Source organism: Pannonibacter sp. I15F10I1 (genome assembly GCF_900185665.1).
In the GTDB taxonomy this organism is placed as follows: Bacteria; Pseudomonadota; Alphaproteobacteria; order Rhizobiales; family Stappiaceae; genus Pannonibacter; species Pannonibacter indicus.
This window is the reverse complement of sequence record NZ_FYAN01000014.1, coordinates 86,740-106,045: the sequence shown is the minus strand read 5'-3', so window position 1 is coordinate 106,045 and position 19,306 is coordinate 86,740. Positions and strand designations below refer to the sequence as shown.

The 19,306-nt window shown below is 65.8% G+C and carries 16 protein-coding genes; 7 read left to right on the top strand and 9 right to left on the bottom strand.

The window, feature by feature from the left end; all coding sequences use genetic code 11:
• Nucleotides 1-20: 20 nt before the first annotated feature.
• From IF10I1_RS10170 to IF10I1_RS10140, 7 genes are all read left to right on the top strand, one after another.
• Nucleotides 21-3,770, top strand: a complete 3,750-nt coding sequence (locus tag IF10I1_RS10170) for a nitrate reductase subunit alpha (protein ID WP_186392671.1) — start codon at nucleotides 21-23, stop codon at nucleotides 3,768-3,770.
• Nucleotides 3,767-5,290: a nitrate reductase subunit beta gene (narH, locus tag IF10I1_RS10165; RefSeq protein WP_186392670.1), complete on the top strand. Its 1,524-nt coding sequence runs from the start codon at nucleotides 3,767-3,769 to the stop codon at nucleotides 5,288-5,290. The genes IF10I1_RS10170 and narH overlap by 4 nt, the downstream gene beginning before the upstream one ends.
• A complete protein-coding gene (gene narJ, locus IF10I1_RS10160) occupies nucleotides 5,287-5,994 on the top strand; it encodes a nitrate reductase molybdenum cofactor assembly chaperone (RefSeq protein WP_186392669.1) in 708 nt (235 codons plus the stop codon). The genes narH and narJ overlap by 4 nt, the downstream gene beginning before the upstream one ends.
• A gap of 11 nt (nucleotides 5,995-6,005) precedes the next feature.
• Nucleotides 6,006-6,704 (top strand): respiratory nitrate reductase subunit gamma, encoded by a 699-nt coding sequence (gene narI / locus IF10I1_RS10155; protein WP_186392668.1) that lies wholly within the window; start codon nucleotides 6,006-6,008, stop codon nucleotides 6,702-6,704.
• 2 nt (nucleotides 6,705-6,706) lie between these two features.
• A complete protein-coding gene (locus IF10I1_RS10150) occupies nucleotides 6,707-7,504 on the top strand; it encodes a peptidylprolyl isomerase (protein WP_186392667.1) in 798 nt (265 codons plus the stop codon).
• 101 nt (nucleotides 7,505-7,605) lie between these two features.
• Nucleotides 7,606-8,226 (top strand): carbonic anhydrase, encoded by a 621-nt coding sequence (locus tag IF10I1_RS10145; RefSeq protein ID WP_186392739.1) that lies wholly within the window; start codon nucleotides 7,606-7,608, stop codon nucleotides 8,224-8,226.
• A gap of 11 nt (nucleotides 8,227-8,237) precedes the next feature.
• Entirely contained in the window at nucleotides 8,238-8,780 is a 543-nt protein-coding gene (locus IF10I1_RS10140) for a DUF2478 domain-containing protein (RefSeq protein WP_186392666.1), read from the top strand.
• On the opposite strand, the gene IF10I1_RS10135 is transcribed toward IF10I1_RS10140, so the two are convergent.
• From IF10I1_RS10135 to IF10I1_RS10095, 9 genes are all read right to left on the bottom strand, one after another.
• A complete protein-coding gene (locus IF10I1_RS10135; RefSeq protein ID WP_186392665.1) occupies nucleotides 8,767-9,702 on the bottom strand; it encodes an FAD:protein FMN transferase in 936 nt (311 codons plus the stop codon). The genes IF10I1_RS10140 and IF10I1_RS10135 overlap by 14 nt on opposite strands.
• Before the next feature lie 13 nt (nucleotides 9,703-9,715).
• Entirely contained in the window at nucleotides 9,716-10,294 is a 579-nt protein-coding gene (locus tag IF10I1_RS10130; RefSeq protein WP_186392664.1) for a nitrous oxide reductase accessory protein NosL, read from the bottom strand.
• Nucleotides 10,291-11,112, bottom strand: a complete 822-nt coding sequence (locus tag IF10I1_RS10125; RefSeq protein ID WP_186392663.1) for an ABC transporter permease — start codon at nucleotides 11,110-11,112, stop codon at nucleotides 10,291-10,293. Before IF10I1_RS10125 ends, IF10I1_RS10130 begins: the two co-directional genes overlap by 4 nt.
• A complete protein-coding gene (locus tag IF10I1_RS10120; protein ID WP_186392662.1) occupies nucleotides 11,109-12,032 on the bottom strand; it encodes an ABC transporter ATP-binding protein in 924 nt (307 codons plus the stop codon). Before IF10I1_RS10120 ends, IF10I1_RS10125 begins: the two co-directional genes overlap by 4 nt.
• The gene (locus IF10I1_RS10115; RefSeq protein WP_186392661.1) at nucleotides 12,001-13,344 is read right to left on the bottom strand and encodes a nitrous oxide reductase family maturation protein NosD; all 1,344 of its coding nucleotides are present in this window, start codon (nucleotides 13,342-13,344) and stop codon (nucleotides 12,001-12,003) included. Before IF10I1_RS10115 ends, IF10I1_RS10120 begins: the two co-directional genes overlap by 32 nt.
• 1 nt (nucleotide 13,345) lies before the next feature.
• Complete coding sequence (nosZ, locus tag IF10I1_RS10110; RefSeq protein WP_186392660.1) at nucleotides 13,346-15,307, bottom strand: TAT-dependent nitrous-oxide reductase; 1,962 nt, start codon at nucleotides 15,305-15,307, stop codon at nucleotides 13,346-13,348.
• Nucleotides 15,300-17,594 (bottom strand): NosR/NirI family protein, encoded by a 2,295-nt coding sequence (locus IF10I1_RS10105; RefSeq protein WP_244284690.1) that lies wholly within the window; start codon nucleotides 17,592-17,594, stop codon nucleotides 15,300-15,302. The genes nosZ and IF10I1_RS10105 overlap by 8 nt, the downstream gene beginning before the upstream one ends.
• Nucleotides 17,591-18,007 (bottom strand): DUF2946 family protein, encoded by a 417-nt coding sequence (locus IF10I1_RS10100; RefSeq protein ID WP_186392658.1) that lies wholly within the window; start codon nucleotides 18,005-18,007, stop codon nucleotides 17,591-17,593. Before IF10I1_RS10100 ends, IF10I1_RS10105 begins: the two co-directional genes overlap by 4 nt.
• A gap of 140 nt (nucleotides 18,008-18,147) precedes the next feature.
• Nucleotides 18,148-19,269 (bottom strand): FAD-dependent oxidoreductase, encoded by a 1,122-nt coding sequence (locus tag IF10I1_RS10095; RefSeq protein ID WP_208977626.1) that lies wholly within the window; start codon nucleotides 19,267-19,269, stop codon nucleotides 18,148-18,150.
• Nucleotides 19,270-19,306: the final 37 nt, after the last annotated feature.

Here is a 19,306-nt window from a genome sequence, read left to right as displayed (position 1 = left end):
GGTCCTGAAAGGAAAGCCAGATGAGCCATCTGCTCGACCGATTGAACTTCTTCCAGTCCAGACAGCTGGACACCTTCTCGGAAGGCCACGGCCAGACGACGCGCGAAGACCGCGGCTGGGAAGAGACCTACCGGAACCGCTGGCGCCACGACAAGGTCGTGCGCTCCACCCACGGGGTCAACTGCACGGGCTCCTGCTCGTGGAAGATCTACGTCAAGTCCGGGATCGTCACCTGGGAAACCCAGCAGACCGACTATCCCCGCACCCGGCCGGATCTGCCGAACCATGAGCCGCGCGGCTGTGCGCGCGGCGCCTCCTACAGCTGGTATCTCTACTCGGCCAACCGGGTGAAGAACCCGCTGATCCGGGGCCGCCTGATGCGCGCCTGGCGGGAGCTGCGCAAGACGATGAGCCCCGTTGCAGCCTGGACGAAGCTGCAGCAGGACCCGGTGCTGCGGGCAAGCTATGTCACCACGCGCGGCAAGGGCGGCTTCGTGCGGGCCTCCTGGGACGAGGCGACGGAGATCATCGCCGCCGCCAATGCCTATACCGCAAAGACCTGGGGCCCGGACCGGATCTTCGGCTTCTCGCCGATCCCGGCCATGTCCATGGTCAGCTATGCCGCCGGCTCGCGCTACCTGAGCCTTTTGGGCGGCACCTGCATGTCCTTCTACGACTGGTACTGCGACCTGCCGCCCGCCAGCCCCATGACCTGGGGCGAGCAGACGGACGTGCCGGAATCGGCCGACTGGTACAATGCCGGCTTCCTGCTGCTGTGGGGCTCCAACGTGCCGCAGACCCGCACGCCGGATGCGCACTTCTACACGGAAGCCCGCTACCGCGGTGCCAAGTCTGCGGTCATCTGCCCGGACTATTCGGAAGCGGCCAAGTTCGGTGACGTGTGGCTTGCGCCCAAGCAGGGCACGGATTCTGCGCTCGCCATGGCCATGGGCCACGTCATCCTGCGCGAGTTCCATCTGGACCGGCAGGCGGAGTATTTCGAGGATTATGCCCGCAAATACACCGACATGCCGATGCTGGTGCGGCTGGAGGAAAAGGACGGGCGGCTGATCCCCGGCCGGTTCCTGCGCGCCGATGATTTCGACGGCAAGCTGGGCGAGACCAACAATCCGGACTGGAAGACGGTCGCCTATGACCGCAAGTCCGGCCGGATGGTCGTGCCGAATGGCTCCATCGGCTTCCGCTGGGGCGAAACGGGCGTCTGGAACCTCGAGGAACGGGCCCGGGGCGAAGACACGGACCTGCGCCTGTCCTTCGTGCTGGAAGAGGATCAGGATGATGTGGTCAGCGTCGATTTCCCTTACTTCGGCGGCAAGGCCAGCGGGCCTTTCGAGGTCTGCCAGCATCCGGATGTGCTGACCCGCGCGATTCCGGTGAAGCGGCTGAAGCTGGCGGATGGCGAGGCGCTGGTGGCGACGGTGTTCGACCTGTTCTGCGCCAACTACAGCCTCGACCGTGGCCTTGGCGGCAGCTGGGCAACTTCCTCCTATGACGAGGATATGCCCTGCACCCCGGCCTGGGCCGAGCGCATCACCGGTGTGCCGCGCGACAAGATCATCCATGTGGCGCGGGAGTTTGCCCGCAACGCGGAGAAGACCCGTGGCAAGTCCATGGTCATTCTCGGGGCCGGTCTCAATCACTGGTACCACATGGACATGAACTACCGGGGCATCATCAACATGCTGGTGATGTGCGGCTGCGTCGGCCAGTCCGGCGGCGGCTGGTCGCATTATGTGGGGCAGGAGAAGCTGCGTCCGCAGACCGGCTGGGCACCGCTTGCCTTCGCGCTCGACTGGGCCCGCCCGCCGCGCCACATGAACTCCACTTCCGCCTGGTATGCCCATACGGACCAGTGGCGCTACGAGACGGTGACCGCCTCCGAAATCCTCTCGCCCACGGCACCTGAGGGTGACTGGAACGTCAGCCTCATCGACTACAACATCCGCGCCGAGCGGATGGGCTGGCTGCCATCCGCCCCGCAGCTGAAGCAGAACCCGCTCGAGGTGGGCCGTGCTGCCAGGGCGGAAGGCATGGAAGCAAAGGACTATGTGGCGCGCGGTCTCAAGGACGGCTCGCTGCAGATGTCCTGCGAGGACCCGGATGCCCCGGAAAACTGGCCGCGCAACCTCTTCGTCTGGCGCTCGAACCTGCTGGGTTCCAGCGGCAAGGGGCACGAATATTTCCTCAAGCACCTTCTGGGCACCGATCACGGCGTGCTCGGCAAGGATCTGGGCGAGGAAGGCGGCGTCAAGCCGGTGGAAGCCGTCTGGCACGGCGAGGCGCCAAAGGGCAAGCTCGACCTTCTGGTCTGCATCGACTTCCGCATGTCGACGACGGCGGTCTATTCCGACATCGTGCTGCCGACGGCCTCCTGGTACGAGAAGGACGATCTGAACACCTCGGACATGCACCCCTTCATCCATCCGCTGCAGGCGGCGGTGGATCCGGCCTATGAAAGCCGTTCCGACTGGGAAATCTTCAAGTCCATCGCGAAGAAATTCCAGGAGGTCGCGCCGGAGGTTCTTGGCAAGGAAACCGATGTGGTGGCCCTGCCGCTGCTGCATGACACGGCGGCGGAACTTGCCCAGACCGATGTGCGGGACTGGAAGAAGGGCGAATGTGACCTCATCCCCGGCAGGACGGCTCCGGCCTATATCGCTGTGGAACGTGACTACACCGCCATCCACGACCGCTTCACCGCCCTTGGCCCCCTCATGGAGAAGGTGGGCAACGGCGGCAAGGGCATCGCCTGGGATACGAAGCACGAGGTGCATCACCTCAAGGCGCTGAACGGCGAGCACCGGGACGGCACGGCCAAGGGCCTTGCCCGCATCGACACCGCCATCGACGCCTGCGAGGTGATCCTGATGCTGGCGCCGGAGACCAATGGCGAAGTGGCCGTGAAGGCCTGGGACGCCCTGTCCAAGGCCACGGGCCGCGAGCATGCGCATCTGGCGGCGAAGAAGGAAGACGAGAAGATCCGCTTCCGCGACATCGCCGCCCAGCCGCGCAAGATCATCTCCTCGCCCACCTGGTCGGGCATCGAGAGCGAGGAGGTCTGCTACAACGCCGGCTATACCAACGTGCATGAGCTGATCCCCTGGCGCACGCTGACCGGCCGTCAGCAGCTCTATCAGGATCACCTGTGGATGCGCGCCTTCGGCGAGGGCTTCTGCCAGTACCGGCCGCCGGTGGACCTGAAGACCATCACCCCGGAGGTGAATGACAGCGCCCGCGATGGCCGGCCGCATATCGTGCTGAACTTCATCACGCCGCATCAGAAGTGGGGCATCCACTCCACCTATTCCGACAACCTCCTGATGCTGACGCTGAACCGCGGCGGCCCGGTGGTCTGGCTGTCGGAGCGCGATGCGAAGAAGGCGGGCATCGCCGACAATGACTGGGTCGAGGTCTACAACTCGAACGGTGCGCTGACGGCCCGTGCGGTTGTCTCCCAGCGCATGAAGGACGGCACGCTCTTCATGTATCACGCCCAGGAGAAGATCGTGAACACGCCGGGCTCGGAGAAGACCGGCCTGCGCGGCGGCATCCATAACTCGGTCACCCGCGCCACGCTCAAGCCCACCCACATGATCGGCGGCTACGCCCAGCAGAGCTACGGCTTCAACTACTACGGCACCGTCGGCTCGAACCGGGACGAGTTCGTCATCGTCCGCAAGATGAACAAGGTCGACTGGCTTGACGAACCCGCCAGCGCAACCGCCATCCACAAGGAGGCTGCGGAATGAAGATTCGCGCTCAAATCGGCATGGTGCTGAACCTCGACAAGTGCATCGGGTGCCACACCTGTTCCGTCACCTGCAAGAACGTCTGGACCACCCGCGACGGCGTCGAATACGCCTGGTTCAACAACGTGGAAACCAAGCCCGGCACCGGTTATCCGACCGACTGGGAAAACCAGAAGCGCTGGAACGGCGGCTGGACCCGCAGCCGCTCCGGCAAGCTGCAGCCCAAGCAGGGGGCGAAGTGGCGCATCCTCGCCAATATCTTCGCCAACCCGGACCTGCCGGAGATCGATGACTATTACGAGCCCTTCGATTTCGACTACGACCACCTGAAGTCTGCGCCGGAAATGAAGGCCTTCCCCACCGCCCGCCCGCGCTCGAAGATCACCGGCGAGCGGATGGAGAAGATCGAGAAGGGGCCGAACTGGGAGGAAATCCTCGGCGGCGAATTCTCCAAGCGCAGCAAGGACTACAATTTCGAGGGCGTGCAGAAGGATATCTACGGCGAGTACGAGAACACCTTCATGATGTACCTGCCGCGCCTGTGCGAGCATTGCCTCAATCCGGCTTGCGCGGCGTCCTGTCCGTCCGGCGCGATCTACAAGCGCGAGGAAGACGGCATCGTCCTGATCGATCAGGAAAAGTGCCGCGGCTGGCGCATGTGCGTCTCCGGCTGCCCCTATAAGAAGGTCTATTACAACTGGTCTACCGGCAAGTCGGAGAAGTGCACCCTGTGCTATCCGCGCATCGAAAGCGGCAATCCGACCATCTGCTCGGAAACCTGCGTCGGCCGCATCCGGTATATCGGCGTGATGCTCTATGACGCTGACCGCATTCTTGAAGCAGCTTCCGTGGAGAACGAGCAGGATCTCTATGATGCCCAGCTCGGCGTCTTCCTTGATCCCAATGACCCGGCGGTGATCGCCGAAGCGCGCAAGGCCGGCATTCCGGAGGACTGGATCAAGGCTGCGCAGGAAAGCCCGGTGTGGAAGATGGCGATGGACTGGAAGGTGGCCTTCCCGCTCCACCCGGAATACCGCACCCTGCCGATGGTCTGGTACATCCCGCCGCTCTCGCCGATCCAGAACGCCGCGCAGGCCGGCAAGATCGGCAAGGATGGCGAAATGCCGGACGTGCGCTCCCTGCGCATCCCCGTGCGTTACCTCGCCAACATGCTGACGGCCGGCGACGAAGCGCCGGTGGTGCAGGCACTGGAGCGGATGCTGGCCATGCGCGCCTACATGCGGGCCAAGACCATCGACGGCATCATCGATGAGGGCATCGCGGAAAAGGTGGGCCTCTCCGCCGCCATGATCGAGGACATGTACAAGATCATGGCCATCGCCGACTACGAGGACCGTTTCGTCATCCCCACCACGCACCGCGAACAGGTGGAAGAGGCCTATGACCTCAAGAGCGGCTGCGGCTTCACCGATGGCAACGGCTGCTCGACGGGTATCTCCAAAACCTCGCTCTTCGGCGCGTCCAAGCGCCCCTTGCGCATGCCGGAGGAGGTGCAATGATGGACCGTTCCCTGAAAGCCCTCTCGCTGCTCCTGACCTATCCCTCCACGGAGCTTCAGGCCGCGATGCCCGAGATTACAGCGGTGCTGGTGGCAGACAGCCGCCTCACCGCCTTGGCCCGGCGCCAGCTCGCCGCCCTGTGCGGCGGACTGGCAGAGGGTGACATCTACGATCTGCAGGAGATCTATGTCGGGCTCTTCGACCGCAGCCGCAGCCTGTCGCTGAACCTGTTCGAGCATGTGCACGGCGAAAGCCGCGACCGGGGCAGCGCCATGGTGGATCTGCTGGAGACCTACCGGGCTGGCGGCTTCGAGCCGGTGACGGGCGAACTTCCTGATCACCTGCCGGTGCTGCTGGAATTCCTGGCAGCCCAGCCTCCGGCAGAAGCACGCGCTATCCTTGCCGATGCCGCCCCGATCCTGGCGGTGCTGCAGCGCCGCCTGTCGGGCCGCGAAAGCCCCTATGCCGCCGTCTTTGCCGCGCTTGAGGCCCTGTCCGGCACGGCCGCGGCAGCTGAAACCGTCGAGGCGCTGATGGCGGCGCCCGAGGATGACCCGCAGGATCTCGCAGCCCTTGATGCGGTCTGGGAGGAAACGCAGGTCACTTTCGGCCCGGACCCCAATGCAGGCTGTCCGCAGGTCCGCGACATGCTCTCCCGTATGGATCAACCGGCCCGGCTCGCGGCGGCTGGCGCTGCCGGATGATGGAGGCTCACATGCACAATTTTGTCTTCGGAATCTATCCCTATATCGCCCTGTCGGTGCTCGCCATCGGCTGCATCGCCCGCTATGAGCGCGATCCCTTCACCTGGAAAAGCTCGTCCAGCCAGCTTCTGCGCCGCAGGCAGCTGGTCATCGGCTCGGTGCTGTTCCATGTAGGTGTGCTGGTCATCTTCTTCGGCCATCTCTTCGGCCTGCTGACGCCGATCTGGATCTTTGATGCGCTCGGCATCAGCCACGGTGCCAAGCAGATCCTGGCCGTGGTGGCCGGTGGTGTGGCTGGTGTCATGGCGCTTGTGGGCGGTTTGATGCTGCTGCACCGGCGGCTGATGGACCCGCGCATCGCCGCCAATTCCAGCTTTGCCGACACGGGCATCCTGATCCTGCTCATGGCCCAGCTGCTGCTGGGGCTTGGCACCATCTTCGTCTCGCTGCAGCATCTGGACGGGCACGAGATGACGAAGTTCATGGCCTGGGCGCAGGGCATCTTCACCTTCGAGGCGAATGCGGCGGCGCATATTTCTGATGTGAACTGGATCTTCAAGCTGCATCTGGCCCTGGGGCTGACCATCTTCCTGCTCTTCCCCTTCACCCGTCTGGTGCACATGCTGTCCGCGCCGGTGCGCTACCTGTGGCGGCCGGGTTATCAGGTGGTGCGCTCGCGCCGCCAGTTGCCCCATGTGCCGGGAGAGTGACCATGGCCAGCGTTGCCGCCCCCGTCATCACGGTCAACGGAACCGTCATTCCCGCCAGCCGCATTGCGGCTGAAGCGCAGAACCATCCGGCCGCCTCAGGGCGTCCGGGAGATGCCTGGCGCGCCGCCGCAAGGGCGCTCGCCATCCGCCAGCTGCTGCTGGACGAAGCCCTCCGGCGCGGCGTTGCCGCCGAGCCGGAGGACCTTGGCGGCGCCCGCCGCGAAACGGAGGAAGAGGCCCGCATCCGTGCCCTTCTCGACGTGGCGCTGGATGTGGCCCCGCCCACCGAAGCCGAAGTGATGGCCGAATGGCAGGCACATCCGGAACGCTACCGCTCGCCGGATCTCTGGGATGCCTCGCATATCCTGTGTGCCGCCGCTCCCTCCGATGCCAAGGCACGGGCGGCGGCGGAAGACCGGGCCGGGCAGATCCTCGCCCGGCTGGAGCGCGAGCCGGAGGCCTTCGCTGTGCTGGCGCGGAGCGAAAGCGATTGCGGTTCGTGTGAGGCGGGTGGCGCCCTGGGTCAGATCGCCACCGGCCAGATGGTGCCGGAGTTCGAGGCGGCGCTTGCTGCTGTGCCCGAGGGCGGTCTGTCGAGTGAGCCGGTGGCGAGCCGTTTCGGCTTTCACATCATCAAGGTGCATGCCCATGCGCCTGGCCAGCCTCTGCCCTTTGCCACGGTCCGGCCTGTCATCGCAGAAGCGCTGGAGCGGGCGGCCTGGGCACGGGCCTCGCGCGATCTCGTTGCGCAGCTTGTCAGCGCGGCGCGGATCGAAGGCATTGCCATGGAGGAAAGCTGATGGGCCAGTCCGAACCCCTCCCGCCTGCCGGCAGTCATGGGAATGGCTGCGGCTGCTGCGGCGGGTCAGCTCACCCTCCGGCCGTGGCGCTGGATGCGCTGATGGCGCGCAACCGGGTCTGGTCGGCCCAGCGGCAGGCGGCGGAGCCGGGCTATTTTGCCCGCCTCGCCAGCCATCAGGCGCCCGAGTTCTTCTGGATCGGCTGTTCCGACAGCCGCGTTCCGGCCAATGTGGTGGCAGGGCTTGATCCGGGCGAGGTTTTCGTCCACCGCAACGTCGCCAATGTGGTTCACTCCTCCGACATGAACCTCCTGAGCACGCTGGAATTTGCCGTGGAAGCCCTGTCGATCCGCCAGATCATCATCTGCGGCCATTATGGCTGCGGCGGGGTGCGGGCGGCGACAGAGGATCTGCCGCATGGGCTGGCCGATCACTGGCTGGAGCCAGTCCGGCGGCTGGAGCGGCTGCATGCGCTGGATCTTGCCTGCGAGCCGGATCTGGCTGCCCGGCGCGACCGGCTGGCGGAATATAACGTTATCGAAGGTGTGCGCCGCATTGCCGAAACGCCGATCCTGCAGCGGGCCTGGGCCCGGGGCGAGGATATCGCCATCCATGGCCTGATCTATGATCTGTCGGACGGGCTCTTGCGCGATCTTCACTGCTCCATGGCCCGTCCGCAGCAGGTTGCCATGCAGGCCGCAGCACACGAGGTGTCGCCATGAAGGAGGCCGTGATGGATTTTCCGCTCGCCTATATCCTCGCAGAGGAAGCCGGGTCCGTTGATCCGGTCCTGCTGGAAGCCTCTGCCCGCCTCAAAGCGGCAGGGGTGAGGCTTGCCGGAACGGTGGCCCTGCCGTCCGCTGCGGAGGCTGGTCATCCGTGCGAAACCGACCTGCTGGTGCTGCCCGATGGGCCGCAGATCTGCATCTCGCAGAAGTTGGGCCGCCACTCTCGCGGTTGCCGGCTTGACCCGGCAGCGCTGGAAGAGGCGGTGATGCAGGTGCAGCTTTCCTGTGCCGAAGAGCCAGCCGGGGCCTTCCTGCTCAACAAGTTCGGCAGGCAGGAGGGCGAGGGCAGGGGCTTCCGGGATCTCATCGCCGGGCATCTGGCGGCCGGGCGGCCGGTCGTCACCGGCATCAACGGGCTCAACCTGCCCGCCTTTGAGGCCTTCGCCGAAGGCCTCGCCACGCGGCTGCCCTGCGAGGTGGAGGCGGTGGTGAGCTGGGTTCTCTCCGCCTCTCGCGAAGCGCAGCTCAGCCGCGTCAGCTCAGGTTGACGAGGTCTGCCTGCGGCACGGCCGCCAGTGCGGCATCAATCTCCTGCCGTGTCATCAGGCAGAAGGCGGTGGAGAGCGCATCGGCCAGAGCTGCGGTTGGGGCGGTGACGCTGACCTGCGTCCAGCCCTGCTGGGCGGGCAGGCCGCTGCGCGGATCAAGGATATGCCCCGTGGTGCCTGCCTGATCGAAGGTGGTGCCAAGCGGTGCGGATGTGGCGAGCGCCCGGTCGCGCAGCCTGTGCGATCCCCGCCCGCCTGCCAGCGTCACGTCCCAGTCCCCGCCGCCGGGCTGTCCGCCGAGTGCGCGGATTTCGCCGGTGTCGATCAGAATGTCCGTGAGGCCTGCAGCGCTCAGCCATGCTGCTATCCGGTCGGCGATATAGCCCTGGGCGATGCCGTTGAGGGTGAGGCCCGCGCCCTTGCGGGGCAGGCGGATGGCATCTGCCTCCAGCTCCACCAGCGGCCAGCCGGTGAGGGCAAGGCGCTCTGCCAGTTCGTCTGCATCCGGTGTTCTGCCTTCAACCGAGGCCTGCGCATAGGCGGCCCAGAGCGGCTGCACCGTGGGGTCGAAGGCGCCCTCCGTTGCCCGACAAACCGCACCAGCAATGCTCAGGCATTCCAGCAGTTCCGGCGCCGGGTCTGCCAGTTCGCCGTCGCGGTTGAGGCGGGAAAGGGCGCTGCCGGACCGGTAGAGGCTGAAGATGTTCTCCAGCCGGTTCAGTTCCGCCTCGATGTCCGCGAAGAGGCTGTCTGCCTGCGGATGGGCCAGCGTGATGCGGGCGGCGCTGCCGATGGCCGTGCCGCGCCAGGTGCTGACCGGCATGGGCGAGGCTGCGGCCAGCGCCGGGTTTGCCGCAAGGGTGGCAGCGGACACAGCGCTGGCGGAGATGGTGAGAAAGCGGCGGCGTGACAGGGCGGTCATGATCCCGTCTCCTTCAGTTCAGCGTTGCATTTTCCGGCGGCAGGAAGTTGCCGTCCGCGTCCGTTGCAAATTCCACCGGCGCCAGAATTTCTTCGTCCGGGATATCCTTGAGCGTCACCAGCTGACCGCCATGCCCGGCCGCAAAGGCTTGGGCCTTCTCGCGGCTGGAAAAGGGCACCAGTTCCGGCGCGCCCATGCCGCCCTGCACCGTGGCGCCGGTGACATAGAAGGCGGCATCCGCGGCGATCCAGTTGTCCGCGCCCGGCTCGTCCCAGCTTTCGGCCTTGCCCATGTCGCTCACATAGATGACGGTGATGACGCCGCTCTGCTCGGGCATGCGCTGATAGGCGATGGCATCGCGCACCTGGCTGAAGAACAGCGGCTTGCCGTCCATGCCCGCCAGATGCACCTGCGCCTTGGGGCCGGGGTGCTCCAGCAGGTTCATCTGGCAATAATGGCCGAGCGAGGCGGCCGTCATCGCCACCGGCTCCGGCCGCTGGGTGGCGGCTTCCGGCTGGCAGGCCGCCAGAAGCAGGGCAAGCGGCAGAAGGGCAAACTGCAGGCGCGGGCGGGAACATGTCTGGCGGGTCATGGGGTGATCCTCCGGAAGGCGGCGATGGCCGCGGCAAAGGCGGCGAAGGCCCAGAGCACGAGGGAGAGAAGCGGCTGGGCCGGGGGAATGGCGTCCGCGGCACCGCTGATGCCGGAGGCGGCGGCGGTGGCCTCGGATGCTGCGAGGTTGAACAGCCGGAAGGCGTCGGCGGGGTTGGCCAGCAGTGCCAGCGGGAAGATGCGGGTGGTGAAATAGCCGCCGCCATCTGCGGCAACACCGGCCAGCAGTGCCAGGTCGTAGAGCACGATCATGACGAGCCACAGGGCAATGACCAGCGAGGCCGCCGTGCCGGGCCGCCGGGCCAGTGCGGACACTGTGTAACCGGCGCCGAGGAACACTGCGCCCAGCAGCAGCGATGTCCATGTCAGCCGCCACAGGGCGGGAAGGCCCCGCACGGCGTCCGCTCCGCCGGAAAAGGCCATGGCGGCGGCGATGCCGTAGCCCGCAACGACGGCGAGGGCGAGGATGACGAGATGGGCGGCGAACTTGCCTGCCACCAGCTGCCAGCGCTTGACCGGATAGGCGAGCACCAGGGCCAGCGTGCCGCGCTCCACCTCTCCGGCAATGGCATCAAAGGACATGAGCAGGGCGATCAGCGGCACCAGATAGACGCCGAGCGAGGTGAGGCTGGCGACGGTGACGCTGAGCCTGTTCGCGCCCAGCTCTCCCATCGGTGCGGAGCCAGCCGCCGAGAGAACAGCGGCAAAGAGCACCATGATGGCCATGGCGACCGCGACCCAGCGGTTGCGCAGGGCGATGCGGAATTCCGCCGAAGCGGCGGCGAGAAGGCGGCTCATCCTTCGCTCCTCTTGCTGAAATGGGTGTAGATATCCTCAAGGCTGGGCGGGATGATCTCGACATCCTCGACAAGCGCGCCCAGTTCCGTCACCGCCCGCAGCACGGCGAGCTTGCGCTCCGGTGCGCAGGCCAGATCAATCCGCGGGCCGCCGGTCACGGCTGCGGCGGCCATCTCCCCATCCGCCAGCCTTGCAGCCAGCGCAGCGCTCGCTGCGTCCCGCTGGCCGGGCGCAAGGGTGAGGTGGAAGCGCACCGGCAGGCGGGCGGAGAGCCGCAGGGCCGACAGCGTGTCATGGGCCATCAGCCGCCCTTGCGAGAGGATGGCGATCCGGTCCGTCCGCGCTTCGACTTCGGTCAGGGCGTGGGAGGAATGGAGGATGGCCGTGCCTTCCCGTGCCAGCTCGTCCAGAATGGCGTAGAACTCCTGCCGTGACAGCGGGTCAAGCCCGCTGGTCGGCTCGTCCAGCACCATCAGCTGCGGCCGCCCGATCAGCGCCTGTGCCAGACCGACACGCTGGCGCATGCCCTTGGAATAGGTGCCGATGCGCCGGTTCATCGCCTGCGCCAGCCCCACCCGCTCCAGCAGGGCAGGGGCCTTGGCGGCCGGCTCGCCGCGCAGGCGCAGATAGAGGCCGATCTGCTCGCGCCCGGTCAGCGCCGGATGAAAGGCGGCGTTCTCCGGCAGATAGGCCGTCACCTCCCGCGCCTCCTGGCTGCCGGGGCGGTGGTCATTGACCGTCACCGTGCCGCTGTCTGCAGGCAGCAGCCCGAGCACGATCTTCATCAGGGTCGATTTGCCCGCGCCATTGTGGCCGATCAGGGCCACCCGCTCGCCCCGCGCCACGCCGAGATTGGCGGCGGCAAGGGCGGTCAAGGACCCGAAGGTCTTAGTGAGCTGCGAGATCTTTAGGATCGTCATCGGCTTGCTGTCTCTGGCTTGCGGCTTCAAGCGCGCGCTGTTCGAGCGCGGCGTTTTCTGCGCTCACGGGAATGGAAAAGGGCCGGGTCAGCGGCGCACTGTCGGTGACACCGCCGGGCAGGATGGCGGGGAAGGATTCCTGGCTCCAGCGCACCAGCTGCACCGCCGGGGAGCCGAGCAGCAGCTTGGCGGCCGGCTGGGACCAGAGGATATGATCCATCAGGTCATTGGGGCGGAACACGCTGTCGGCGATGCCGTCGCCGTTGAGGTCAAAGGCAGTGTGGTCGGACCAGTAGTTGCCCCGTCCCGCCTCGCTCCACTCCACATGCCGCGTGCCGACATATTTCACCTGATTGCGGTTGCCGATGAAGGCATTGCCGGTGATGACGTTGCGCTCCGATCCGGCGGTGAAGTGGATGCCTGTCTCGCAGCCCTCGAAGCGGTTGCCGGAAATGCGGTTCTTGTGGGCGTTGTAGATGAAGGTGCATTTCTCGGCCCGTCCGCCGCGCACCAGATTGCCGGAGACCACCGCATTGTTGGCATAGTTCAGCATCAGCCCGTGGCGCCTGTCGGCCAGCGACTGGTTGTCCGTCACGGTGATCCTGTTGGAGAACATCAGCGCAAAGCCGAGCGTGTTGCCGATGGAGACATTGCCCGAGATTTCGCTGTTGTTGGTGTACATGTAGTGGACCGCAAAGCGCAGGTCCCGCATGCGGTTGTTGCGGAAGACGTTCTGCTTCGAGGCATTGGCGAAGATGCCGTCCCGCCCCCAGCGGATGTCATTGCCTTCCACGACGGTGCCCGGTGCATTCCAGACATAGATGCCGTTACCCCGGTCATTGACGCGCCCGCTCTGCCGTCCGTCGATCCGGTTGCCGGTGACAAGGCTGTCCGCCGCGCCATGCAGGGTGATGCCGTGCAGATTGCCCGTCAGATGATTGTTCGCGATCCGGGCGTTGCTGGCGGTTCTGGCCACGAAAATGCCGCTGCTGATTGCCGTGGCATCATCGCCCGAGCCGCTGATGGCAAGGCCTTTGACCGTCACATCCGGGCCGGTGATGGTGACCGTGTTGCCGGTGCCGTCGCCGGTCAGGCGGGCGCCTGGCTTGCCTTGCAGCGTCAGGGGGAAGTCCAGGGTGACGGGGCCGGGATGGTCTCCCGGCTCCAGCACGAGGATATCGCCGGGGCTGGCCCCGGCGATTGCCTGCGCCAGCGCGCCCGGCACAGGCGCAACCTGCCGCGTTTCCGCTGCCGCCGGAAGGGCGGCAGCGAGACAGAACGCCAGCAGGAGGAGTACCGGGACGCGCTGCATCTCAGGCTTCCTTCGGTTCGACGAACATGCGGCCGCGCATTTCCATGTGCAGCGCATGGCAGAACCACTGGCAGTAGTACCAGTAGACACCCGGCTTGGCGGCCGTGAAGGTCACCGATGCGGTCGCCTGCGGCGCCACTTCCATGGCGATACCGTGGTCACCCAGGCAGAAACCGTGGGTCAGATCCTCGATGTCGTCCATGTTGGTCACATAGACGGTGACCTCATCGCCTTCCTTCACGGTGAAGCTTTCCAGGCTGAAGGCCGGGGCAACCGAGTGCATGTAGACGCGCACCTTGTTGCCGTCGCGGATCACGTCGGCGGCGTAGTCGATGTCCACGCCATCGGCCTCGGCCTGCTTGCGGGCATCTTCCCAGAAGGGGTCGTTGCGGTCCCAGACATGCACGGGGTTCACCACGGAGCGGTGCACGACGATGGAGTCATGCGGCTCGGCGAAGGTCGGCCCGTCATGAAGCAGCGTCAGCTTGTCACCATCGATGGCAAAGAGCTGCTCGTTCTCAGGCTTCAGCGGCCCCACGTTGATGTAGCGGTCCTTGGAGAACTTGTTCATCGACATGAAGTACTTGCCGTCCGCCTCCAGGGTCTCGCCCATGGTGGTGGAGTTGTGGCCCGGCTGGTAGTGCACATCCGTCTTGGAGATGATCGGGTCAACCTTCTCGCCGGCAAAGGCACGCACGGCCTTTTCGATGTTCCAGTAGACCACCTGGCTGTCGAGGAAGAGCGTCGTATAGGCGTTGCCCTTGCCGTCGAAGGCGGTGTGGAGCGGCCCGAGGCCCAGTTCCGGTTCGGCCACCACCGCCGAGCGCGGATCGGCATCCGTCTCGAACAGGGCGTCCAGCTTGCGCACATCGATCACCGAGACGGTCGGAGACAGCTTGCCGCCGATGCACAGGTGGATCTTGTCCGGGGCCATGTTGCAGCCATGCGGATTGTTCGGGATCGGGATGTAGCGGGTGTACTTCTTGTTCTTGCCCTCGCGGCCGTCGATGACCTTGACGCCGTTCAGCTCGGTATAGTCGCCGGCAGCGATGCCCTTTTCGATCTCGGCCAGATTGAACACCACCACATGGTCGCGGTCGGAGGCGGTCATTTCCGCCAGAGTGGTGCCCATTTCGGAGTTGTAGGAGGTCGAGAAGGCGTATTTGCCGTCATAATCGGCATCGGTGTTGTCGAGGTTGCCGGTCACCATCACCTGCCAGGCGATGGTCATGTCGTCCGCATTGATGGCGGTATAGAAGTTCACGTACTGGGACGGATCATCGAGGATCTTGCCATCGTTGACCATCGGGCCCTCGTCTTCGCCATTGCAGAAGACATAGTTGGTGCGCGGCCACTTCTGCGGGCGCAGGCCGTGGATGGCCTTGGCATTGGGGATTTCGATGATCTTGTCGGCCCGCATCACGTCGCAGCGCACGCGGGCGACGCGGGTGTTGGCCTTGTCGTTCATGAACAGGAAGCGGCCGTCATACTTGCCCTCGGTGAAGGACATGTGGACGTGGTGCAGGTCGCCGTTGTCATGGATCTTCTTGCCGTTGGCGGCGAGGAACTTCTTCGTCTTCTCGGTCATGTTCTCGGTCAGGACCTTGAGCGACTCGTTCGTCTGGCCCCAGCCGGTGGCCGAGCAGCGGTTGAACACCGGCACGCGGATCAGCTCGCGCATGGACGGAATGCCCAGGATGCGCAGCTCGCCCGTCTGGCCGGAGGACCAGAAGCCGTAATATTCGTCGAGCTCACCCGGCGCGACATGGCCGGAGGCAGCGCCGCTGCTGCTTCCGGTGGCGGCGGCTGCCGCTTCGCCGGTGCTGGTCAGCAGCGCGCCGGTGCCGCCGGCCGTCAGGGCAATGCCCCCTACCGCCACGGATCCCAGGGCCGCGCCGCCCGCGGCGGTGGCGCCCATCAGCTGGCGGCGTGTGAGGCCGCCGGTTTCATTCGTATCAGACATGTGCTTGTCCTTTTTGCTGGCTTGGCGTGTTGATCACGGGCTTGTGGCCCTCGGACGGGGCCGGGCGTTCGCCCGTGCCGGCCGCTGCCCGCCGCTTCAGCTTGCGCATGACGACGGGGCATCTCGTTTCGGACTGGTAGAGCACCTGGCAATTCATGCAGTTGACGCATTCATTGGGGTTGATCTCACCGGTCGGATGAATGGCCTGCACCGGGCAGGTGTTGGCGCAGGTCTGGCAGGGGTTGCCGCACTCGTGGTAGCGCTTCAGCCAGTCGAACATCCGGACACGGGCCGGAATGGCGAGGGCGGCGCCCAGCGGGCACAGGTAGCGGCAGTAGAAACGCTCGACGAACAGCCCGGCCACCAGCAGCGTGCCGGCATAAAGGACGAAGGGCCAGCCGCGCGCGAATTTCAGCACGATGGCGGTCTTGAACGGCTCGATTTCCGCCAGATGCTCGGCCTGCTCCAGCGAGGCGAGGGAGACGCCGAAAAGGCCGAGGAAGACGATGTATTTCACCGCCCACAGCCGCTCGTGCAGGCCCCAGGGCAGGGTGATCTGCGGCACGCGGAAGGCACGGGCAATGCGGTTGGTCAGCTCCTGCAGCGCGCCGAAGGGGCACAGCCAGCCGCAATAGGCGCCCCGGCCCCAGAAGATCAGCGCAGCAGCGACCGAGAACCACAGGATGAAGGTCAGCGGATCGAGCAGGAACGCTTCCCAGGTGAAGCCGGACTTCACCGAGGCGGCCAGCGCGAAGATGTTGACCACCGACAGCTGCGCATTGGCGTACCAGCCGAGGAACACCAGCGTCACGGTGAGGAAGCTCATCCGGAACCAGTGCGTCACCCGCGCCGACCGGGTGAGGAAGGTCTGGAAGAAGAAGGCAAAGGTCAGCACCGCCAGCATGATGGTGACACCGGCGATTTCCAGCGTCTTGCCGCGCCAGATGCGCTGCCACAGCTGCGCCTTGGCGCTGGCTTCGTCATCAAGGCCTGCCAGCGGCGTATCTGCGGCTACGGGCGTTGACGCTTCCGGGGCTTCCGCAGGTGCGGGGCTCAGCGTCTTGACGAAGGCCGCTGGGGGCTGCCAGCCGAGATCGAAGGTGGTGAACAGCTTCTCGATCGGCCCCACATTGCGCTGGACCAGAAGCTGGATGCGGAAGGGCTCGGCCGGGTTGAAGCCGGAGTCTGCCGGAATGCGGAAGATGTCGCGTTCGCTCAGCTCCGGCGCCCCGGCAAGAGCCAGCGGGCCTGCACGCTTGTGGTCCCTGTCGCGGAAACGGACGGACATGTCGCCCTGGATCAGATGCACCCGGTCGAAGATGCCGCCGCGTACATAGCCCGAGCCTTTGAAGGAATAACGGCCTCTGGCGGTCAGCAGCAGCGCGCTGTCCCCCGGCTTCAGCCAGGCGTCGATGGCGGCCTTTTCGCCCGGCTCCAGCAGGCTTTCGCCAATGCCGGGAATGCTGACGAGCGTGGCATAGAGGTCGATGAAGGTGGCATCCGCCGGGCCTTCCTCCGGGCGCTCTGCAGCGCGCTGGTCGGGCAGGGCGGCAAAGGCGGCATTGACCTGCCCCACGTCCAGCGACAGGCGGCGGAGGGTGCCGTCTCCTGTTTGCGTCAGCCAGTCGTCAGCGGCTTTCACCTCCGGATCGATGACACGCAGCGGGCCTGCGGCGGGGGCCTCCGTGGAAAGTCCGCCGAGGCCGAGGCTGCGGGCCACCTTGATGCTGGCGCGCACGACGGAATCGTCGATCACCATCACCGTGACCGTGGCGCCGGAAATGATCTTGAGATCGTGGCTGGAGCCGCCGGATGCGGCTTCCTTTGCGATGTCGAGGCCCTTGTAGCCCTCGATCAGCTCCACCATCCGCGCTTCGGGAATGCCGACCAGGACGATGGGCTCGGAATGCTTGAGAAGCTTCACGCCCTTCAGCAGCCCATCGGTGCCGATGGCCACCATCACGTGGATGGGCTTGCCGGAATAGCCTGTGGTGCCGGCAAAGTCGGAGGTGACGAAAGCATAGGCGATCGTTTGTCCCCCGCGCAGCACGGGCGCGGCGGCAAGATCCGGCCGGACAGGGCCAAAGGCATCTGCCCCTTCCACCAGCGAGGCCGGGGTGACCTGCGGCAGGAAATGGGAAAGCTGTGAGCTGTCCTTGATCTGTTGAGCCATCACCGGCCCGGCCGGTGTGATCAGGAGCAGGAAGGCGGTCAGAAGTCCGGCGAGCAGAGTGCGGACGAATGAGGGAGGGGCCGCAGGGGAGGTGCGGAAGCGCAAGTCTGTCATCGGCCTGTCCTTGGCGGTGCGCGCTGGGAGGCGCGTGTCAGCACCGAACCGGGTGCAAACGCGGCGGCCCATGCGGGCGCGGGCTGGCTGGAGGCGGGGGCGGGAAGGGAGAAGACCGCAGGCGTGTTTCCTGCCGAAGAAGAACACAGGGTGCAGCCGAGGCATTGGCCGTCGCAGCAGGGCGCCGGGTGGCTGGTTCTCGCGTCTTCGTCCAGCACCTGCCCGTGCTCATCCATCCTGACGATGCGCATGCCATCGTCGGTGCAGATGACGAATTCGATGACCTTGGCACTTTGGCCCGTATGGGGCACCCCGGCCTTTGCGCCCATGCCAAAGCCCGTCAGCACTGCCACGGCCACCAGCAGGCAGGCGAGCAGAACGGAAAAGACGGGCCGGGGGACACGGGTGTTCATAGCCCGAGTTAGGTCAACCGGGCTCGAGAGTTCTTTGATTCTCGTCAATCAGATTTGAAAAAATCAATCGAATTGATTCTTTCATGTTTCTGAATGTTCGTGTTTCTGACGCTTGCGCCGGTCCGCTGGCTTGCAAGCGTCTATTCAGTCCGGGGCGTTTGATAGCGCCGGAGGAAGCGCGTGTCGGTGTGATGCTTCCAGAGCCGCACCCAGCGGCCAGATACGGCAAACCCCCATTTGTCGGCAATCGCCCGCCCGCCCGGCAGGGAGATGAGTGCGAGCCAGGCGCGCTGGGGGCGGTAGGGCTTCAGCGCTGCGCCTGTGAGACTGTGGTGGATGTTCTGCGCCAGTACCGGCCCCTGCCGGACGGCAAACACCCCGGCCTTCGGCCTCGGGCAGGGCAGTGAGGCGGCATCTCCGGCAGCGAAGACATCGGGATGCGAGACAGAGCGCAGCGTGGCGTCCACCCGGATGAAGCCGGCCGCATCGAGGGCAAGTCCGCTGCCCTGCAGCCAGCCAGGTGCTCCGCTGGAGGTGGCCCAGACCACCTCATCGGCCGCGAGCTGCCTGCCGTCGCGCGCCGTCAGCCGGCCATCTGAAAAGGCAATGGCATCAAAATCCGGATGATGGCTGATCCCGGCCCTGTGCAGCTCTCGTTCCACCATCCGCTGTGCAAGTTTGCTGCGCTCCGGCAAAGGGCGGTGCGAGCGCCCGGCCAGTGCGATCTGCACCCCGCGATGCCCGAAGCGCTGCTGCAGGGAAAAGGCCAGTTCAACACCTGCCACCCCCTGGCCAACCAACGCGATCCGCAGCGGCGGTTCAGCGCTCGCGGCCAGTGCGTCCAGCTGCGCCAGTGCCTGCGTGAAGCTTGAAATCGGCTTCACCGGTATGCCGCCGGACAGGCCTTGCGGGAGCTGGGGTGTTGAGCCTGTGTCGATGGACAGGAGGCTGTACTCAAGGGTGCCTCCGTCCGCAAGCGTCACCGTCTTTGCTGCGGGATCGATGCCGGTGGCTGCGGTTTCAAGGAACGTTGCACCGCAGCGCCCGCACAGGTTCGCCAGATCGATATGGAAATCCTCGAAGCGGTACTCTCCGGCGGCATAGCCCGGCAGCATGCCGGAATAGGGCGTGTGGCGGGCCGGAGACACGAGCGTGACCTTGCGGGGCAGGCGCATGCCGCCCAGATGGCGGACAACCTCCACATGGGCGTGGCCGCCGCCGAGAAGCACAATCGGGGCGGGTTCGGGTGCTGCGTCAGGCATCCAGGGCTCCCGTGTGGCCAAGGCGGTCAGACCCTTC

Bases quoted from the DNA above. Each gene is read 5' to 3' on its own strand.
- IF10I1_RS10170 (WP_186392671.1), top strand. From the start codon at position 21: ATGAGCCATCTGCTCGACCGATTGAACTTCTTCCAGTCCAGACAGCTG.
- narH (WP_186392670.1), top strand. From the start codon at position 3,767: ATGAAGATTCGCGCTCAAATCGGCATGGTGCTGAACCTCGACAAGTGC.
- IF10I1_RS10150 (WP_186392667.1), top strand. From the start codon at position 6,707: ATGGCCAGCGTTGCCGCCCCCGTCATCACGGTCAACGGAACCGTCATT.
- IF10I1_RS10105 (WP_244284690.1), bottom strand. From the start codon at position 17,594: ATGACAGACTTGCGCTTCCGCACCTCCCCTGCGGCCCCTCCCTCATTC.
- IF10I1_RS10100 (WP_186392658.1), bottom strand. From the start codon at position 18,007: ATGAACACCCGTGTCCCCCGGCCCGTCTTTTCCGTTCTGCTCGCCTGC.
- IF10I1_RS10115 (WP_186392661.1), bottom strand. From the start codon at position 13,344: ATGCAGCGCGTCCCGGTACTCCTCCTGCTGGCGTTCTGTCTCGCTGCC.
- IF10I1_RS10130 (WP_186392664.1), bottom strand. From the start codon at position 10,294: ATGACCCGCCAGACATGTTCCCGCCCGCGCCTGCAGTTTGCCCTTCTG.
- IF10I1_RS10095 (WP_208977626.1), bottom strand. From the start codon at position 19,269: ATGCCTGACGCAGCACCCGAACCCGCCCCGATTGTGCTTCTCGGCGGC.
- IF10I1_RS10120 (WP_186392662.1), bottom strand. From the start codon at position 12,032: ATGACGATCCTAAAGATCTCGCAGCTCACTAAGACCTTCGGGTCCTTG.
- IF10I1_RS10135 (WP_186392665.1), bottom strand. From the start codon at position 9,702: ATGACCGCCCTGTCACGCCGCCGCTTTCTCACCATCTCCGCCAGCGCT.
- narI (WP_186392668.1), top strand. From the start codon at position 6,006: ATGCACAATTTTGTCTTCGGAATCTATCCCTATATCGCCCTGTCGGTG.
- IF10I1_RS10125 (WP_186392663.1), bottom strand. From the start codon at position 11,112: ATGAGCCGCCTTCTCGCCGCCGCTTCGGCGGAATTCCGCATCGCCCTG.
- narJ (WP_186392669.1), top strand. From the start codon at position 5,287: ATGATGGACCGTTCCCTGAAAGCCCTCTCGCTGCTCCTGACCTATCCC.
- IF10I1_RS10140 (WP_186392666.1), top strand. From the start codon at position 8,238: ATGGATTTTCCGCTCGCCTATATCCTCGCAGAGGAAGCCGGGTCCGTT.
- nosZ (WP_186392660.1), bottom strand. From the start codon at position 15,307: ATGTCTGATACGAATGAAACCGGCGGCCTCACACGCCGCCAGCTGATG.
- IF10I1_RS10145 (WP_186392739.1), top strand. From the start codon at position 7,606: ATGGCGCGCAACCGGGTCTGGTCGGCCCAGCGGCAGGCGGCGGAGCCG.